Genomic DNA, 16,666 nt, shown 5'->3' with positions numbered 1-16,666 from the left:
GTCCGCATTCCGTCGTAGGCTTGCTATTCAGTTTTCAAAGACCGAGCCCTGCTCCCCGTCCCGAGCCGACTCGCTCGCTCCGGGCCTCGCCGCCTCGTGAGTCCCGAAGACTCACCGCTGCGTTCGAAGTGGGCGGCTTCTACCTCGCCGCCTTGTTTCCGTCAAGAGAACGTTTTCAGCTTCGTTCTTCGGCGGTTTCCGCCGGTCCCGGCGCTCGCTCGGAGCGTCGTTTCCGTCGGAAGGAGCGCGGCTTTTACCCCGCTGCCCCTTTCCCGTCAAGAGCGCCTATCGACTTCCTTTGCGCTCTGCCGGGCCTCGGTGGTGCGGAGTCGCGTGGGCTGCCGTACCGCCGAAGTGGCAGCTGTCTACGCCCGGCCCCGGCGCGCGTCAAGAACTGATCCGCCGAATACTTTCTTTCGACCGCCGCCCTGCGTGTCGCCGTCCGTGCCAATGGCCCGCCGGCAGGGCGTCCCAGGCGGCTTTCCGGCACCCCCTCGAGCACGCCTCGACCTCGAGGGCAGGCCTTCGGCCCTGGCCTCGGGCAAAGCCCTCGAGAGCTCAGGGCGCGCGTAGCGAGCGACACGATGCCGTCGCCGAGCGAGGGCACACGACGACCGAGCAGCGCAGGCGTGCCTGGAAGGCACGTCGAGCAGCGCAGGGAGGAGTCTGCCCCGCGCAGGCAGGCAGCGTGCGCCGCAGTAGCTCGAGGCGAGTGGGTGTCGCCATCACAGCTCGAGCGGCGCCCTGCCCCGTGCTCCGTCGGAGGGCCCGTGCCCCCCTCCTCGCCCGAAACGACGAAGGCCCCGCCGCGTTGCCGCGGGGGGCCCTCGGTGAAGCGTGACGGCGCTGGGGCCGCGCCTCAGCGATGCGCGGTCCGCGCCTCCGCGGCGGGCTGCTGCGCGGCCGCCTGCCCGCCTGCGCCCTTCCGCTTCGCGGCGCGCTCCTCGAGCCAGATCGTCATCGGGGCGGCGATGAACCAGGTCGAGTACGTGCCGGAGACGATGCCGACGAGCATGCCCATCGAGAAGTCGAAGATCGTCCCGACGCCGTAGATCAAGAGGCCAACGAGGGAGAGCGCGGTTGCGAACGAGGTGAGGAAGGTCCGGCCGAGCACCTCGTTGATGGAGAGGTTCACGATCTCGGCGAGCGAGCGCCCGCGGTACTTGCCCTGGCTCTCGCGGATGCGGTCGTAGACGACCACCGTGTCGTTCACCGAGTAGCCGACCACGGTGAGGATCACGGCGATGGAGGTCAGGTTGAACTCCCGCCCGGAGAAGGCGAAGTAGCCGAGGGTGACGACCGCGTCGTGCACGATCGCGATGATCACGCCCGGACTGAACCGGAAGTCGAACCGGAGCCCGATGTACACGACGATGAGCGCCATCGCGTACAGGATCGCCTTGAAGCCCTGGTTGCGGAGCTCGCGGCCGACCGCGGGCCCGACGTACTCGACGCGCTGCACCGGCTTGGGGTGGCCGAGCTGGTCCTTCGGCGAGAGCGCCGCGAACTTGTCGGCGAGGCTCGCGGAGATCTTGTCCGCGATGCCCTGGGTGAGGACGGCGTACGACTGGGAGCCGGCCGCGAGCCCCTGCTGCTGCCGGATCTCGCGGACGTTCACGCCCGCCGACTGCACCACCCGCTGCAGCTCCTGCACGTCGGGCGGCGTCTTGAACTCGAAGTCGATCTTGTCGCCCACCTCGGCGTTGAAGCTGTAGCGCTCCACCGGGAACCGGGCGTTCACCGCGTCCACCACCCGCTTCACGTCGGCCTCGGACATGAGGACGATGCGACCGACGCGGATGAGGTAGGCGTTGTCCGCCTCGGCGCCGTACGTCTGGACCGAGGCGTCCTTGAGCCCCATCTGCTCGACCGCGGTCCGCAGCTCGCCCGGGTCGATCTTGCCCGTGAACTTGAGCTCGAGCTCGGTGCCGCCCGCGAAGTCCACGCCGAAGTTCAGGCCGTGGACGAACGGCAGGCACCAGATGACGACCGCGAGGTTCACGGCGAGGGACAGCGCCACCGCGATGTGGCGCTTCCCCACGAAGTCGAACTTCGTGCCGTGGGGGACGATGTCGAAGGTCTTGAATTGCATCAGACGCTCAGCCTCGCCGACTCGTGGCGGGTGAAGAACTCCATGATCGCGCGGGTCACCACGATGGACGTGAACATCGAGGCGACGAGGCCGATGATCAGCGTGACGGCGAAGCCGCGGACCGGGCCGGACCCGTACTGCATGAGCACGCCGCCGGCGACGAGCGTCGTCACGTGGGCGTCCACGATGGTCCAGAACACCTTGTCGTAGCCCGCCTGGACCGCCTGCCGGACGGTCCGGCCTCCGCGCAGCTCCTCGCGGATGCGCTCGTTGATGAGCACGTTCGCGTCCACCGCCATGCCGAGCGTGAGCACGAAGCCCGCGATGCCGGGCAGGGTCAGCGTCGAGCCGATCATCGACATGACCGCGAGGACCAGGACGCCGTTCAGGACGAGGGCGGCGTCCGCGATGAGCCCGGACGCGCGGTAGTAGACGATCATGAAGAGGAGGACCAGCGCGACGCCGACGAGCGCTGCGGTGGTGCCCTTGCGGATCAGCTCCGGCCCGAGGGTCGCGCCGACCTGCCGCTCCTCCGAGATGGTGACCGGCGCCGGGAGCGCGCCCGCCTTGAGGACGAGGGCGATCTGGTTCGCCTCCTCGAACTGGTCCTGCTGGTTCCGGCCGGACCCGAGCGTGATCTGCCCGTTCGAGGAGATGCGCCCCTGGATGTACGGCGCCGTCTCGACCTTGTCGTCGAGGACGGTCGCCATGCGCCGGCGCATGTTCTCGCTCGTGAGCTTGTCCATGAGGCGCGCGCCGTCGGGCGACATCTTGAACGCCACCACCGGGCGGTTGCGCGAGAGCGTGTCGGAGCTGTCCACCGCGACCGAGGCGTCGGCGATGTAGTCGCCGGTGAGCTCGGTCTTCGCGCGGAGCAGGTAGGTCTCGTAGTACGTGGACCGGACCGGGCCCTGCCCGACCTGCGCCTCGCCGATGCCGATCACGTTCTTCTGCGGGTCGAGGAGCGGGTTGAGCCTCTGCTCGATGAGCTTCTCGAGCTCGGGGCGGGTGTTCGCGACCACGACCGTGACCACGCGGCTGCCGCCGGTGGGCAGCTCGATCGGCTGGCCCATCCAGCAGCCGCCCTGGGGCAGCGGGTACGTGAGGCCGGCGCGGGTGCTCGGGCACTGCGCGAGCTGGGTCTGGACCGCGTCGAGGACCGGGTTCTCGTCGTCGGCGATCTTGAACTCGAGCTGCGCCGTGCGGCCGAGCAGCTCCTTGGCCTTGTCCGGATCCTTGAAGCCGGGGAGCTGGATCTGGATCTGGTTGTTCGCCTTCCGCTTGATGTCGGGCTCGGTGACGCCCCACTTGTCGACGCGGTTGCGGATGACCTTCTCCGCCTGCTCGACCGCCTTCTCGCGGAAGCCCTTCAGGACCGAGTCCTTGAAGGCGAACCGGGCGATGCCGCCGCCGACCTGCGGCGCGTACATCTCGTCGCGGTAGCCGCGCGAGCTGTCGAGCACCGCGTCGCGGACCTCGTCCGGCCGATCCGACCGCACCTCGACGACCGTGCCGTTCTCCGCCGACGCGGCCGACGTGAACGGGACGTTCTTGGTCTTGAGGTAGTCGGCGATCTCGTCGGCGCGGCGCGCGATCTTGGCCTGCACCGCGCGATCCACGTCCACGCCGAGGGCGAGGTGGATGCCGCCCTGCAGGTCGAGGCCGAGGTTCAGGTGGTGCTTCGCGTCGGGCGCCCACTTCGGCACCGAGGCGTCGTACGCCTCCGTGTTGCGGACGTCCGGCGCGAGCCGGAAGTAGAACCAGCTCGGGACGAGCTGGTAGAGCGACAGGAGCGCGACCGCAGCGATGAGCGCGGCGCGCCAGTACCAGGAGCGTTCCATCTACTTCTTCGCCTCCGCCTTGGCCGGCTGCTGGGGCTCCCCCTGCTTCCAGGGGCCCACAACGTAACTCTTGAGGACCCGCATCTTCGTCCCGCCGCCGACGTCGATCGTCACGGTGCGGTCGTCCACCAGGGTCACGGTGCCGACGATCCCGCCCTGCGTGACGACCTCGTCGCCCCTCTTCAGCGCCCCGATGAACTGCTGGACCTTCTTCCGCTCCTTGGCCTGGGGCCGCCAGAGCACGAAGTAGAAGATCGCGATCATGCCAGCGAAGAGGACGATCCCGCTCAGCGGGCTGCCCCCGCTCGGAGCAGCGTCACCGGACTGGGAGAGGAAGGCATGGAGGAGGGGGTGCATTCTGGATGCTCCGGGATGTCGAACCGAGATTGACGGAAAAGCGCTGTGTTCTAGCGTGATTTCCGCCCGAAAGACAACCCCTTTGTGCCCGGTGTGACCCCGAGCCGCGCCGCGGAGGCGATCCCCTTTCGGGGCCGGTCAGGTGGGATCGCCCTCCCTCCAGGCGGCGAGCCGCTCGCGCCGGAACGACTGGAATCGCCCCTGCTCGATCGCCTCCCGGGCGCCCTGCATCAGCGAGAGGTAGAAGTGCAGGTTGTGGAGGGTGTTGGCGCGCAGCGCCAGGATCTCCCCCGCCTTGAACAGGTGGCGGAGGTAGGCGCGGGTGAACGTCCGGCAGGTATAGCAGGTGCATGCCGGGTCGATCGGCCCGGTGTCGTCGGCGTGGCGCGCGTTGCGGATGACCACCTTGCCGCGGCTGGTGAACAGCAGCCCGTTCCGCGCGGTCCGCGTCGGGAGCACGCAGTCGAACATGTCGATCCCCGCCGCGATCCCGGCGAGCAGGTCCTCCGGGGTCCCGACGCCCATCAGATAGCGCGGCTTGCCGCGCGGCAGGCGGGGGGCGTCCCGCTCGACGCCCTCCCACATCTGCGCCGGCTCCTCCCCGACCGCGTAGCCGCCGAGCGCGTACCCGGGGAGCTCGAGGGCGGCCGCCTCCTCGATGGCCCGGGCCCGGAGATCCGGGTGGAGCCCGCCCTGCGCGATGCCGAACAGATCGCAGGCGTACTGCTCGGCGCCGGGATCGTCGGCGCGCCGATCCTCGATCTCGCGCCACGCCTGCCGGCAGCGGACGAGCCAGCGCTGGGTCCGGGCGAGCGATCGCTCGTGGTACGCCCGATCGGCCAGCGACGGCGGGCACTCGTCGAAGGCCATGATCACGTCGGCGCCGAGCGCCTCCTGCACCGCGATGGCCTTCTCCGGCGAGAGGAACTGGCGCGAGCCGTCGAGGTGGCTGCGAAAGGTGACGCCCTCCTCGGCGATGGTGACGAGCCCGGGCCCCCCCTTCACCCGCCCCGTCCGCTCGCCGAGGCTGAACACCTGGAAGCCGCCCGAGTCGGTGAGCACCGCGCCGGGCCAGGACATGAACCGGTGCAGCCGCCCGAGGCGCTGGACGCGCTCGTGCCCCGGGCGCAGGAAGAGGTGGTAGGTGTTCGCCAGGACGATGCGGGCGCCGAGCGCCTCGAGATCCCGGGGCTCGAGCGTCTTCACGGCCGCGGCCGTGCCGACGGGCATGAACACCGGCGTCTCGACGGTGCCGTGCGCCGTCTCGAGCCGGCCCCGGCGGGCGGCGCCGTCCTCGGCGAGCAGGGTGAAGCGGTTCACTGCGCGGGTGTCACCCGCGGGCGGGCGGGTGTCAAGCGGCGGCCCGGCCTGATCATGGCCCTCACATGGCCCTCACACGGCCCGCGCGCCGGATCGCGCGACCTCGGCGACGAGGGCGCGCCAGGCGCGTCCGGCCAGGCCCTCGACGACGATCCGCAGGCCGACGGCGTGCTCCTCCGCGCCGCCCGGGCGGCTCCAGCAGACGATCGCCCGGAGGGCCGGTCGGAAGAGCCCCGACGCGATTCGCAGATTCACCGCGTCGCCGGGGAGCGGCAGCCCGTCCGGCCAGCGCAGCGCGCACCCGCCCTCGGAGAGGTTGAGGGTCGCGGCCTCGAACCTCCGGCCGCCGTGCTCCACCGCGAGGACGCGATCCGCGGCGTAGCGCGGCGCGCGCTCCAGGAACGTGACGGTCTCGCCGCGCGCGGCCAGGGCGAGGAACCGGGCGGCGGGCACGCTCATCGGCTCGAGCTGGAGCTCGACCCCGGGCGGCAGCGCCGGCCGGCCGACGCGCCGCACGAGCGCGACCTTCCCGAAGACCGTCGCCCGGATCGGGCGCCCGGAGATCCCCACGCGCACGGCGGCGCGGTCGCCGACCCGCGACGCGGAGAGCACCGGGAGGAAGAGGCTCGCCGTCGCCGGCCTCCAGCCGGCGAGGTATTGGAACCCGTCGAGGTTCACCGCGGCGCCGTGCACCCCCGCTCCTCCCGTTTTCCCGTACCCGTACCCGTACCCGTGCTCCGTGACCGTCACCGTCTCCCGTCCGCGTGACCCGCGTCCCGTGGCCCGTGGCCCGTGGAACCGCACCCCCGGGGGCCCGCGACGGATCGCGGTCCAGGGGAGGAAGCCGGGTGACGGGCACGGAGATCGGTCACGGTGACGGGCACGGTCACGGCCTCGCGCGGTTTCACCGTAGCGCAGGCCCGGCCCCGTGTCGCGGATCCGCCGGAGGGAGCCCCATGTCGTGCCCGGACGCGGCCCCGCTCCCCGCTCCCCGCTCCCCGCGCCCGTGCCACGGCCCGGGCAGGCGTCCCGTGGCCTCCGTCACCCCGCCCGCTGCGGCAGGAACATCGCGTCGCCGTAGCTGAAGAAGCGATAGCGGTCCGCGACCGCCTCCCGGTACGCGGCGAGGACCCGGTCGGTCCCCCCGAACGCGCAGACGAGCATGAGCAGGGTGGAGCGCGGGAGGTGGAAGTTCGTGACGAGGGCGTCGACCGCCCGGTAGCGGTAGCCGGGGCGGATGAACAGCTCGGTCCGGCCCTCCCCTGCCTGCACCGCGCCGTCGCGCCAGGCGCTCTCGAGCGTCCGCACGGAGGTGGTCCCCACCGCGACCACCCGTGCCCCGCGGCCCCGCGCGTCGGCGACGGCGGCGGCCGCCGCGGCGGGCACGACGTAACGCTCGCCGTGCATCCGGTGACCCTCGATCGAGTCGCCGCGGACCGGCAGGAAGGTCCCGGGCCCGACGTGGAGCGTCACGGCGGTGCGCAGCACGCCGCGCGCGGCGAGCCGCTCGAGCAGCGCCGGGGTGAAGTGGAGCCCGGCGGTGGGCGCGGCGGCGCTGCCGGGGGCGCGGGCGTACACCGTCTGGTAGCGCTCCGCGTCCTCGGCGGACGGCGCGCGCCGGACGTAGGGGGGCAGCGGGATCCGGCCGGCGCGGCCGAGGGCGGCCTCGAGGTCGCGTCCCTCGCGGTCGAGCGTCACCACGTAGAAGCCCTCCCCCTCGACCTGGTCCACCCGGGCCGCGAGGCCGTCGAACTCCAGAATCGTGCCCTCGCGGATCGGCTTGGACGCCTGCCCCATCGCGCGCCAGCGGCGGCCGAGGCCGCCCTCGAGCGGCTCGCACAGGAGGATCTCGACCCGGCCGCCGGACGGCTTGCGGCCGACGAGCCGCGCCGGGATCACCCGGGTGTCGTTGAAGACGAGGAGGTCGCCGGCGTCGAGGAGGCCGGGCAGGTCGGTGAACGCCGCGTGCCGCGGCGGGGCGTCGGGGGGGACGACGAGGAGCCGGGAGGCGTCGCGGGGCGTCACCGGCGCCTGCGCGATCAGCTCCTCGGGGAGCGGGTAGTCGAAGTCGGAGAGCTTCACGGGATGGATCGGAGCGGCGCCGGGGCGGTCGATGGGTCAGTACATCCGGACCACGTCCGTGCCGGGATAATAGTGCAGGAGGATCTCGCGGTAGGTCTTCCCCTCGCGCGCGAGCCCGGCGGCGCCCCACTGGCAGAGCCCCGCGCCGTGGCCGCGGCCGCGCCCCTCGAAGACGAGCGCGCCGCCCTCGAGCCGGACCTCGAACGCGAGCGACGGCAGCCGCGAGAACCCGAGCCGCTGCCGGAGGTCCGTCGCGGCGACGACCACCTTCGTCCGGCCGCGGGCGAGCTCGAGCCGCTCGGCGCGCCCGCTCGGGCTGCGGGAGACGATACGCGCGTCCGTGGCGGCCCCGCCCAGCCCGGTCACCTTCCCGACCTCGGACGCGGCGACCTTCACCTTCCAGCGGACGCCCGGCGCGTCGTCGCAGCGGCCGCACTCGACGGGCGACAGGTAGGACAGGTCGCGCCCGAGGGCGGCCAGCCCCCCCTCGGTCCGGCCGCCGCACGCGGCGTGGAAGTAGGCCTCGACCGGCTCCATGCCGAGGACCAGCACCTCGCCCTCCGTCGCGGCGACCGCGGCGCGGGCAGCGGGGCTCGCCTGGCCCGCCGCGTAGACCTGCGCGAGCACCCCGGTCGCGATGTCCCAGCGCCGGTTCGCGGCCTGCGCCTCGAGCTTGCGCGTGAGCGCGTAGCTCCGCGCCGCGACGGCCTGCGCCTTGAGCGCCTCCGGCGGGAACGAGGCGGGCATCTCGCCGGCGACGACGCCGGCGACGTAGTCCTCGAGCCGGAGCTCCTCCACCGTCCGGGGAGCCACCTTCACGAGGACGCGGATCAGCTCCTCGGCGCCCGCGGGGGCGCCGGCGAGCAGCAGGAGCAGCGCGGCGGCGGCGCGGGCGCGGCTCACGCCCGGTCGGCGTCCGTCGCGGGCGCGGCGGCGCGGGCGAGCCGCGCCTCCTTGACCTTGTGCCAGACGAACCAGGCCACCGCGAGGACGCCCGCGACCACGATCGCGAGCTCGAACCGGTGGTACACGGCCTTGAAGCGCGGGTCGGTGTGCCAGGCGTCGCCGAGCTTCGCGCCCGTCCAGGCGAGCGCGAGGCACCAGGGGTACGAGCCGATGAAGGTGAAGGCCACGAACTTGCCCATCGGCATCCGCGACACGCCGGCGGGGAACGCGATGAAGGTGCGGACCACGGGCAGCAGGCGCCCGGCGAGGACCACCCACTGCCCCCACCGCCGGAACAGCCGGTCGGCGAGATCGAGGTCGCGGTGCGAGATGAGGACGTACCGCCCCCAGCGCTCGATGAGGGGCCGGCCGCCGTACTGGCCGAGGTAGTACGCCGGGATCGAGCCGATCACGCAGCCCGCGGCGCCGGCCAGCGCGGCCGCCTGGAGCGTGAAGCGCCCCTGGTACACCAGGTACCCGGCGAGCGGCATGATGATCTCGGACGGGAGCGGGATGCACGCGCTCTCGATCGCCATGAGCAGCACGACGCCGCCGTAGCCCATCGCGCCGATCACGGCGGTGGTGAACCCGAGCAGCGCCGCGAGGATCCTCGAGATCATGCCTCCCCTTCCCGCCGGTCCCGGCCGGCCACCGCGGGAGCGGCCGCTCCGCCGCCCGCGTCGCGGTAGTAGACCTTCTCGTACGGGCAGGTGCAATCCCGGCCCGGCGGCTCGGGGTAGAAGTAGCGCTCGCCGCGGTAGTTGCGGAGCCAGTGCCCCCGCAACCCGCGCTCGTCCTCCCCCTCACCGAGCAGGTAGCGCGGCTGCAGCGTCACCTTCCCGCCCCCGCCCGGCAGGTCCACGGCGAGGTGGGGGATCGCGAGGCCGCTCGTCCGTCCGCGGAGCTGGTCGAGGATCGCGACGCCGGCCTCGAGCGGCGTGCGCAGGTGCGCGGTCCCGGCGGCGAGATCGCCCTGGTGCAGGTAGTACGGGCGGACACGGAAGGTGAGCAGCCGCTCGAAGAGGTCGCCGAGGATCCGCGCGGACGAGTTCACGCCGCGCAGGAGCACGGTCTGGTTCTCGACGGGGACCCCGTGATCCACGAGCGCCTCGCACGCGGTGCGCGCCTCGGCGGTGCACTCCTTCGGGTGGTTGAAGTGCGTGACGAGGAAGAGGGGCGCGAACCGCCGCAGCATCGCCGCGAGGTCGCCGGTGATCCGCATCGGGTTCGTGACCGGCGCGCGGGTCGCGACGCGCAGGAGCTGCACGTGCGGGATGGCCCGGAGGCCGGCGAGGATCCCCTCGAGCCGCTCGTCCGACAGCACGAGCGGATCTCCGCCCGAGACGATCACGTCGCGCACCTCCGTGTGGGCGCGCACGTAGGCCAGCGCCTCGTCCACGGCCGCGCGGTCGAAGCCCGACTCCTCGCCGAAGGTGATCCGGCGCCGCGTGCAGTGCCGGCAGTACACGGTGCAGCGATCGACGGCGAGGAGGAGCGCGCGATCCCGGTACTTGTGCACGATCGCGCGCGCGGGCCGGTGCGTCTCCTCGCCGATGGGATCCTCGAGATCGCCGGGCGCGCGCGCCGCCTCCTCCGGCGACGGGATCACCTGCATGCGGATCGGGCAGGACGGGTGCTCCGGGTCCATGAGCGACGCGTAGTACGGCGTCACCGCGATCCGGGTGCGCCCCTCCGCGAGGGCGAGGCCGCGCCGCTCCGGGTCCGCGAGCGGGACCGCCCGCGCGAGCGCGTCGGCGGTGGTGAGCGCGTTGCGCTGCTGCCAGCGCCAGTCGCGCCACTCCGCGTCGGTCGCGTGGGTGAAGAGGGGGTTCCGGGTCATCGCGTGGAAAGGAGCGTCCGAGGGCGCGGAAGCTAACGGCCGGGATCGCCCAAGTCAAATCCGGGAGGGGAAGCGGCCCTGCGGCCGCGCGCCTCCCGGCCGGCCCCCATCAGATCTGCCGATGGCCGCGCGGTCGCGCGGGCGTGTCAGAGCCGAGGCGGAATGTTAAGGGAACGAGGGAGCGTGCGCGTCGGGCACGCGACGGAGCGACACTGTCATGGCAGAGGTCCCTGTGACGGGGGGCGTCGGCGGGGCGGCGGGGAGGCGGCCGGTGGGCGCCGCGGTCGAGCCCCGGACGAACGGCGTCGTGAAGGGACCCCCGCCGCCGAAAGCCGGCCTCCAGGCGGGCGCCCCCGTCCCGGTGGTCCGGTCGCGGTTCCGGCCGGGGCCTCGCTCGATCTGGGCGGGCGTGCCGGACGGGCTCTGGGACGACTGGCACTGGCAGCAGCGCGAGCGCATCACCGGGATCGAGCAGCTCGAGCGGGTGATCCGGGTGACGCCGGAGGAGCGCCGGGCGGCGATCGAGACGGCCGGCGAGTTCCACATGGGCATCACGCCGTACTACGCGGCGCTGATGGACCCGGACGACCCGACCTGCCCGATCCGGCTCCAGTCCGTCCCGACGCCGGACGAGCAGCACGTCCTCCCCTCCGAGCTGGAGGATCCGCTCGCGGAGGACCGGGACATGCCCGTCCCGGGGCTGACGCACCGCTACCCGGATCGCGTCCTGCTCTACACCACCCACAACTGCCCGGTGTACTGCCGCCACTGCACGCGCAAGCGGAAGGTGTCGGACCCGACGACCGCCGCCGCGAAGCGGCAGATCGACGGCGCGCTCGCGTACATCGCGCGACACCCGGAGATCCGCGACGTGGTGATCTCCGGCGGCGATCCGCTCTCGCTGTCGGACGAGCGGCTCGACGATCTCCTCGGGCGGCTCCGGGCGATCCCGCACGTCGAGATCTTCCGGCTCGGGACGCGGAACCTCGTCACCCTGCCCCAGCGCGTGACCGACGACCTCGCGGCCATGCTCCGGCGCCACCACCCGGTGTACGTCAACACGCACTTCAACCACCCGCGGGAGTGCACCGCCGAGGCGTTCGACGCGGCCCGCCGCCTCGCCGACGCCGGCTGCGTCCTCGGGAACCAGATGGTGCTGCTCAAGGGCGTGAACGACGATCCGCGGATCGTGAAGGAGCTGAACCACCTGCTCCTCCTGATGCGGATCCGCCCCTACTACATCTACCAGTGCGATCTCGCGCGCGGCATCGGCCACTTCCGGACGCCGATCGAGGCCGGGCTCCGGATCATCGAGGCCCTGCGCGGCCACACCTCCGGGCTCGCGGTGCCGCACTTCGTGGTGGACGCGCCGAACGGCGGCGGGAAGATCCCGCTGAGCCCGGACTACGTCGTCTCGCACGAGGGCAAGCGCTGGGTGCTCCGGAGCTACACGGGCCGGGAGTACGAGTACCTCGAGCCGTGACGGGGGGCGCGAGCCCGAACCCGTGGACCGTGACCGTGACCGTTCCCGTATCCGTGGCCCGCCTCCCGCGTCCCGTGGCCCGTGTCTCCGTCGGATCACGGGATCGGGCCACGGGCCACGCGACCCGGCTCACGGGTCACGGAGAAGCCGGTGACGGTGACGGTGACGGGCACGCATCACGGGGGGGCGGTGCGCAGCTCCGATCAATCCACCACCGCGACGGCCTCGATCTCGACCCGCGCGCCCCGCGGCAGCGCCGCGACCTGCACGGTGGACCGCGCCGGCGGCGCCGAGGTGAAGCAGCGCCCGTAGACCTCGTTCACCTTCGCGAAGTCGCCGAGGTCCGCGAGGAAGATCGTCGTCTTCACGACGTGCTCGAACCCGGCGCCGGCGCGGGCGAGCACCGCGCGGAGGTTGTCCATCACGCGCTGCGTCTCCTGCTCGATGGAGCCCTTCACGAGCTCGCCGGTGGCGGGGTCGAGGGGGATCTGGCCGGAGAGCCAGAGCGTGCGAGCGCCGCGCGTCTCGAGCCCCTGGCTGTAGGGGCCGATCGCCTTGGGCGCCTCCGGGGTCGCGATGAGGGTCTTCATGGGCCGACCTTACCGGCCCGCCGCCTCCGCTTCAACGCCGGGGGGCGCGCGCGGCCGGCGCTACATGCGCTGGACGGACTGCACGCCCTCGATCCGCTCGATGGACCGGATCACGGAGTTGAGCTGCTTGAGGTCGCCGATGGTGACCTCGAACTCGTTCACCGCGCGCTCCCCCGGCGTGGTCCGACAGCTCGCCTGGGAGATGTTCACCCCGGCCTCGCCGAAGGTCTGGGAGATCCTGGCGAGGATGCCGGGCCGGTCCGAGGTGATGACCCGCAGGGAGACGTTTCGCTTGAAGTCCCCCCGGACGTCCCACGCGACGTCCACCCGCCGCTCCGGGTCGATGCCGAGGATCTTGTCGCAGCCGGCGGTGTGGACCGTCACGCCGCGCCCGCGGGTGATGTACCCGACGATCGCGTCGCCCGGGACGGGGTTGCAGCACTTCCCGTACCGGACCAGCACGTCCTCGATCCCGTTGATCCGGACGCCCTCGGTCGGGCGGCGGGCCATCTTGCGGAAGAGCTCGGCGATGCGGCTCGGCGGCTGCGTCGGCTCGAACGGCGGCGGCGGCGCGGCGAGCTTCTCGGCGGGGAGGAGCTGCTGGAGGAGCTGCGCGGGCGAGACCTTGCCGTAGCCGAGGGCGGCGAGGAGGTCGTCCACGACGCGGTACCCGAGCGTCTTCGCGACCTTCTCGAGCTCGCCGCCCTTCACGAGCTTGCCGAGGGTGAGCCCGTAGCGGCGCAGCTCCCGCTCGGCGACCTCGTGCCCGATCTCGATGGAGCGCCGGTGCTCGGTGGCGCGGAGGAACTGGCGGATCCGCGCCTGGGCGCGGCTCGTCCGCACGAAGGTGAGCCAGTCCTTCGACGGGTGCGCGCCGACGCTCGTGAGGATCTCGACGGTGTCGCCGTTCTTGAGCGTGTAGCGGAGCGGGACGAGCTTCCCGTTCACCTTCGCGCCGACGCAGTGCTCGCCGATCTCGGAGTGGATCGTGTAGGCGAAGTCCACCGGGGTCGCGCCGCGCGGCAGGCTCTTCACCGCGCCCTTCGGCGTGAAGACGAAGACCTCGTCCGAGAAGAGGTCCACCTTCACCGTCTCGAGGAACTCGCGGGGGTCGGCGAGCTCGCGCTGCCACTCGACGAGCTGCCGGAGCCAGCCGAAGGACTCGGCGTCCTTCCGCGACATCTCCTTGCCCTTGCCGTCGCGCCCCTTCTCCTTGTACGCCCAGTGCGCGGCGACGCCCTCCTCGGCGATCTCGTGCATCTCCCGCGTGCGGATCTGGACCTCGATCCGCTCGCCCGCCGGCCCGACCACGGTCGTGTGGAGGGACTGGTACAGGTTGGGCTTCGGGATGGCGATGTAGTCCTTGAACCGGCCGGGCACCGGCTTCCACAGCGCGTGGATGAGCCCGAGCGTCTCGTAGCAGTGGGCGACGCTGTCCACGATCACCCGGAACCCGACCACGTCCTGGATCTGCTCGAACTCGACGCCGAGCTGCTGCATCTTCCGCCAGATCGAGTAGGTGTGCTTCACCCGCCCGGTGACCTCGGCGCCCTCGAGCCCCGCCTCGGCGAGCTTGCGGCGGATGATCTCGATGACGTCGGCGACGAACGCCTCCTTCTCCTTCGCGGTGTTCGCGGCCTTCGCGGTGAGCTCGGCGAACTCGGTGGGCTTGAGGTACTTGAACGACAGCTCCTCCAGCTCGGTCTTGATCCACTGGATGCCGAGCCGGTTCGCGAGCGGCGCGTAGATGTCCAGCGTCTCCCGGGCGATCCGCTCCTGCGACTCCGGCTTCATCGCGTCGAGCGTCCGCATGTTGTGCGTCCGGTCCGCGAGCTTGACGAGGAGGACCCGGATGTCCCTCGCCATCGCGACGACCATCTTGCGGAAGTTCTCCGCCTGCTTCTCCTCCTGCGTGTTGGCGGCGCTGAACTGGGAGAGCTTGGTCACGCCGTCCACGAGCTCGGCGATCTCGCCGCCGAACAGCTCGGCGATCTCCTCCTTCGTCGCGAGGGTGTCCTCGATGGTGTCGTGGAGGAGGCCGGTGACGACCGACGACTCGTCGAGCTTCAGCTCCGCGAGGATGCCGGCGACCTCCAGCGGGTGGACGAGGTACGGCTCGCCGGACTTCCGGATCTGCCCCTGGTGGACCTTGGCGCTGTAGACGTACGCCTTCTTGATGAGATCAAGGTCGGGGTTCGGGTGATACGAGGTCACCCGGTCCAGGATGTCGTTGAGCCTGAGCAAAGCTGATCCGATAGGGTAACGGGTCGCCTCCGGGGCCGGCAAGCGCGTCGGTCGCACGGCGGGATCTTCTTTCCGGAGCTCCGCCCGCCCGCGCCTGGGCACGCCCTCCGCGTGCACCGGTCCCCTCGAGCTCGTCTAACGCGCCGCGTCGCCGCACGCCAGCGAGGGCCGTGGCGTCCGGTCGGGCCGGTCGGGCCGGTCGGGGCGAGCATCCGATGGGCCCGGTGATCCGGGCTGGTCCGACCGCCGCCCGGCGTCCCGATCGACGCCGCCGAGGTAGCTTGGGCAAGTACGCGCGGCGAGGCCGTTCCTGGCGGCGGGTTGAGCGGTGGGGCGACCGCGGGTAACGTCGCCCTGCCACGATCGGAGGACACGGTGAAGTGCAAGGCATGCGGCGCGGGGCTCGACCTCACCATGGGGAGCTGTCCCGCCTGCGGCGTCGAGGTCGAGTTCGGGCGCCTCACCGGGATCCTCGGCATCGTCTGCCGGAGCTGTGACGCCTACAACGATCCGGGCGCGACGCGCTGCGCGGGCTGCGGCAAGCCGCTCGGCGGCGCCGAGGAGGCGGACGCCAGCTCCCCCGCGGCGCCGCTCGCCTCCGTCGCCGAGGACGCCGAGGACGCCGGGACGCGAAGCGGCGGCGACGCCGCCGCTGCCCGTGGCGTGGACGTCCGGCCTGGGGCGGCGTCCGCGGCCGAGGTCGCGAAGCCGCCCCCCGACGGGCCGGTGATCCGCTCGTTCCAGGGGGCCGGCGCCCCCGCGGCCACCCGCCTCGTCTCCGCCGCGGCGCCGCGGTCGCCGGAGCACTCGACGCCGGAGCCGCTCACGGCGCGGTGCCCGCGGTGCGGCGCGGCCGCCGGCGAGGGGCCGTTCTGCGCCACCTGCGGCCAGGCCATCGGCGCGCGCACGCAGCCGGCGGGCCCCGTCACCTCGAGCCTCGAAGCCCTCGCGCCAGGCCGCGTGACGCTCGTCCTCGAGCACGGCGGCGCGCCCCGCACGTTCCAGCTCGACGCGGAGGTGGTCGAGGCGGGTCGCGGGGGGAGCGCGGTGGCGTTCCCCGACGATCCGTGCCTCGCCCCGCACCACGCCACGTTCCTCTTCCGCGACGGCGCGCTGCTCGTCCGGGACGAGGGCGCGATCGGCGGCACGTTCCTGAGGCTGCGCGGCCCCGCGTCCCCGCTCCACCCCGGCGACGACTTCGCGGTCGGCGAGCGGCTGCTGCGATACGTGGGCCCGCTCGCCCCGGCGTCCGCGCCGTCGCCGGACGGGACGCGGCGCCTCGGCGCGCCGCGCCCGCCGGGCACCGCGATCGTGGTGGAGGAGCGCCTCGAGGGCGGCGCCCCGGGGCGCGTCCACGTCCGCGGCGGCCCTTCGATCACCATCGGGCGCGCCGGGTGCGCCGTGAACCTCGGCGACGACCCGCTGATCTCCCAGGCGCACGCCGAGCTCGTGGTGGAGGCGGGCGGCGTGCGCTTGCGCGACCTCGGGTCGGCGAGCGGCACGTTCGTCCGGCTCCCGCCGCGCGGCGAGCGCGCGCTGCACGACGGCGACGCCGTACGGCTCGGGCGCGAGGTGCTCCGCGTCGTCGCCCAGGATCCCAAGCGGCCGCCGGAGCCCTGAACGCTCGGTGCGCGCCGCTGTCCCCGGCTCCTGGGGTTCTGGCCCCCCGGGGTCTCCTGTAGTATCGCGCCATGACGAGGCCGATCCCGTGCGCGCGCTGCGGGCGAGAGAACGACGCGAGCGCCGGCTCGTGCGTCGCGTGCGGCGAGCCCCTCCGCGCGGCGCCGCCGCCGCTGCCCCCGACCTGCGGCGCCTGCGGGGCCCGGCTCGAGGCCGGCTTCCGGTTCTGCGGCCGGTGCGGCGCGCCGGCCG

14 protein-coding genes are annotated in these 16,666 nt (G+C 72.8%); 3 read left to right on the top strand and 11 right to left on the bottom strand.

Annotated features, from left to right (window positions below; genetic code table 11):
* Positions 1-859: 859 nt before the first annotated feature.
* From secF to MNZ27_RS20380, 9 genes are all read right to left on the bottom strand, one after another.
* Positions 860-2,092: a protein translocase subunit SecF gene (gene secF / locus MNZ27_RS20420; protein ID WP_242395933.1), complete on the bottom strand. Its 1,233-nt coding sequence runs from the start codon at positions 2,090-2,092 to the stop codon at positions 860-862.
* On the bottom strand, positions 2,092-3,933 hold the full coding sequence (gene secD / locus MNZ27_RS20415; RefSeq protein ID WP_242395932.1) for a protein translocase subunit SecD: 1,842 nt from the start codon (positions 3,931-3,933) through the stop codon (positions 2,092-2,094). Before secD ends, secF begins: the two co-directional genes overlap by 1 nt.
* On the bottom strand, positions 3,934-4,290 hold the full coding sequence (gene yajC, locus MNZ27_RS20410) for a preprotein translocase subunit YajC (RefSeq protein ID WP_242395931.1): 357 nt from the start codon (positions 4,288-4,290) through the stop codon (positions 3,934-3,936).
* A gap of 138 nt (positions 4,291-4,428) precedes the next feature.
* Positions 4,429-5,610 carry a tRNA guanosine(34) transglycosylase Tgt gene (gene tgt / locus MNZ27_RS20405; protein WP_242395930.1) on the bottom strand — a complete coding sequence of 394 codons (1,182 nt, stop codon included), beginning with the start codon at positions 5,608-5,610 and terminating at the stop codon, positions 4,429-4,431.
* Between the two features lie 72 nt (positions 5,611-5,682).
* The gene (locus tag MNZ27_RS24110; RefSeq protein WP_242395929.1) at positions 5,683-6,303 is read right to left on the bottom strand and encodes a PilZ domain-containing protein; all 621 of its coding nucleotides are present in this window, start codon (positions 6,301-6,303) and stop codon (positions 5,683-5,685) included.
* A 348-nt stretch (positions 6,304-6,651) separates the two neighbouring features.
* Positions 6,652-7,692 (bottom strand): tRNA preQ1(34) S-adenosylmethionine ribosyltransferase-isomerase QueA, encoded by a 1,041-nt coding sequence (queA, locus tag MNZ27_RS20395; protein WP_242395928.1) that lies wholly within the window; start codon positions 7,690-7,692, stop codon positions 6,652-6,654.
* A gap of 36 nt (positions 7,693-7,728) precedes the next feature.
* Positions 7,729-8,595 (bottom strand): SpoIID/LytB domain-containing protein, encoded by an 867-nt coding sequence (locus MNZ27_RS20390; protein WP_242395927.1) that lies wholly within the window; start codon positions 8,593-8,595, stop codon positions 7,729-7,731.
* Positions 8,592-9,257 carry a DedA family protein gene (locus MNZ27_RS20385; protein ID WP_242395926.1) on the bottom strand — a complete coding sequence of 222 codons (666 nt, stop codon included), beginning with the start codon at positions 9,255-9,257 and terminating at the stop codon, positions 8,592-8,594. The genes MNZ27_RS20390 and MNZ27_RS20385 overlap by 4 nt, the downstream gene beginning before the upstream one ends.
* Positions 9,254-10,477 (bottom strand): KamA family radical SAM protein, encoded by a 1,224-nt coding sequence (locus MNZ27_RS20380; RefSeq protein WP_242395925.1) that lies wholly within the window; start codon positions 10,475-10,477, stop codon positions 9,254-9,256. The genes MNZ27_RS20385 and MNZ27_RS20380 overlap by 4 nt, the downstream gene beginning before the upstream one ends.
* Positions 10,478-10,694: 217 nt before the next feature.
* Between MNZ27_RS20380 and MNZ27_RS20375 the strand changes: the two genes are divergently transcribed.
* Entirely contained in the window at positions 10,695-11,960 is a 1,266-nt protein-coding gene (locus tag MNZ27_RS20375) for a KamA family radical SAM protein (RefSeq protein WP_242395924.1), read from the top strand.
* 203 nt (positions 11,961-12,163) lie between these two features.
* On the opposite strand, the gene MNZ27_RS20370 is transcribed toward MNZ27_RS20375, so the two are convergent.
* The gene (locus MNZ27_RS20370; RefSeq protein ID WP_242395923.1) at positions 12,164-12,550 is read right to left on the bottom strand and encodes a RidA family protein; all 387 of its coding nucleotides are present in this window, start codon (positions 12,548-12,550) and stop codon (positions 12,164-12,166) included.
* A gap of 60 nt (positions 12,551-12,610) precedes the next feature.
* Positions 12,611-14,794: a RelA/SpoT family protein gene (locus MNZ27_RS20365; RefSeq protein WP_242395922.1), complete on the bottom strand. Its 2,184-nt coding sequence runs from the start codon at positions 14,792-14,794 to the stop codon at positions 12,611-12,613.
* A gap of 375 nt (positions 14,795-15,169) precedes the next feature.
* Here MNZ27_RS20365 and MNZ27_RS20360 point away from each other — a divergent pair, with 375 nt between their 5' ends.
* Positions 15,170-16,414: an FHA domain-containing protein gene (locus tag MNZ27_RS20360; RefSeq protein ID WP_242395921.1), complete on the top strand. Its 1,245-nt coding sequence runs from the start codon at positions 15,170-15,172 to the stop codon at positions 16,412-16,414.
* Between the two features lie 71 nt (positions 16,415-16,485).
* Positions 16,486-16,666, top strand: a 181-nt coding sequence (locus tag MNZ27_RS20355) for a double zinc ribbon domain-containing protein (protein ID WP_242395920.1), incomplete at its 3' end; no start/stop codon positions are given.

The organism is Anaeromyxobacter oryzisoli (assembly GCF_022690765.1).
Lineage (GTDB): Bacteria > Myxococcota > Myxococcia > Myxococcales > Anaeromyxobacteraceae > Anaeromyxobacter > Anaeromyxobacter oryzisoli.
This window is presented reverse-complemented; position numbering and strand designations above follow the sequence as displayed.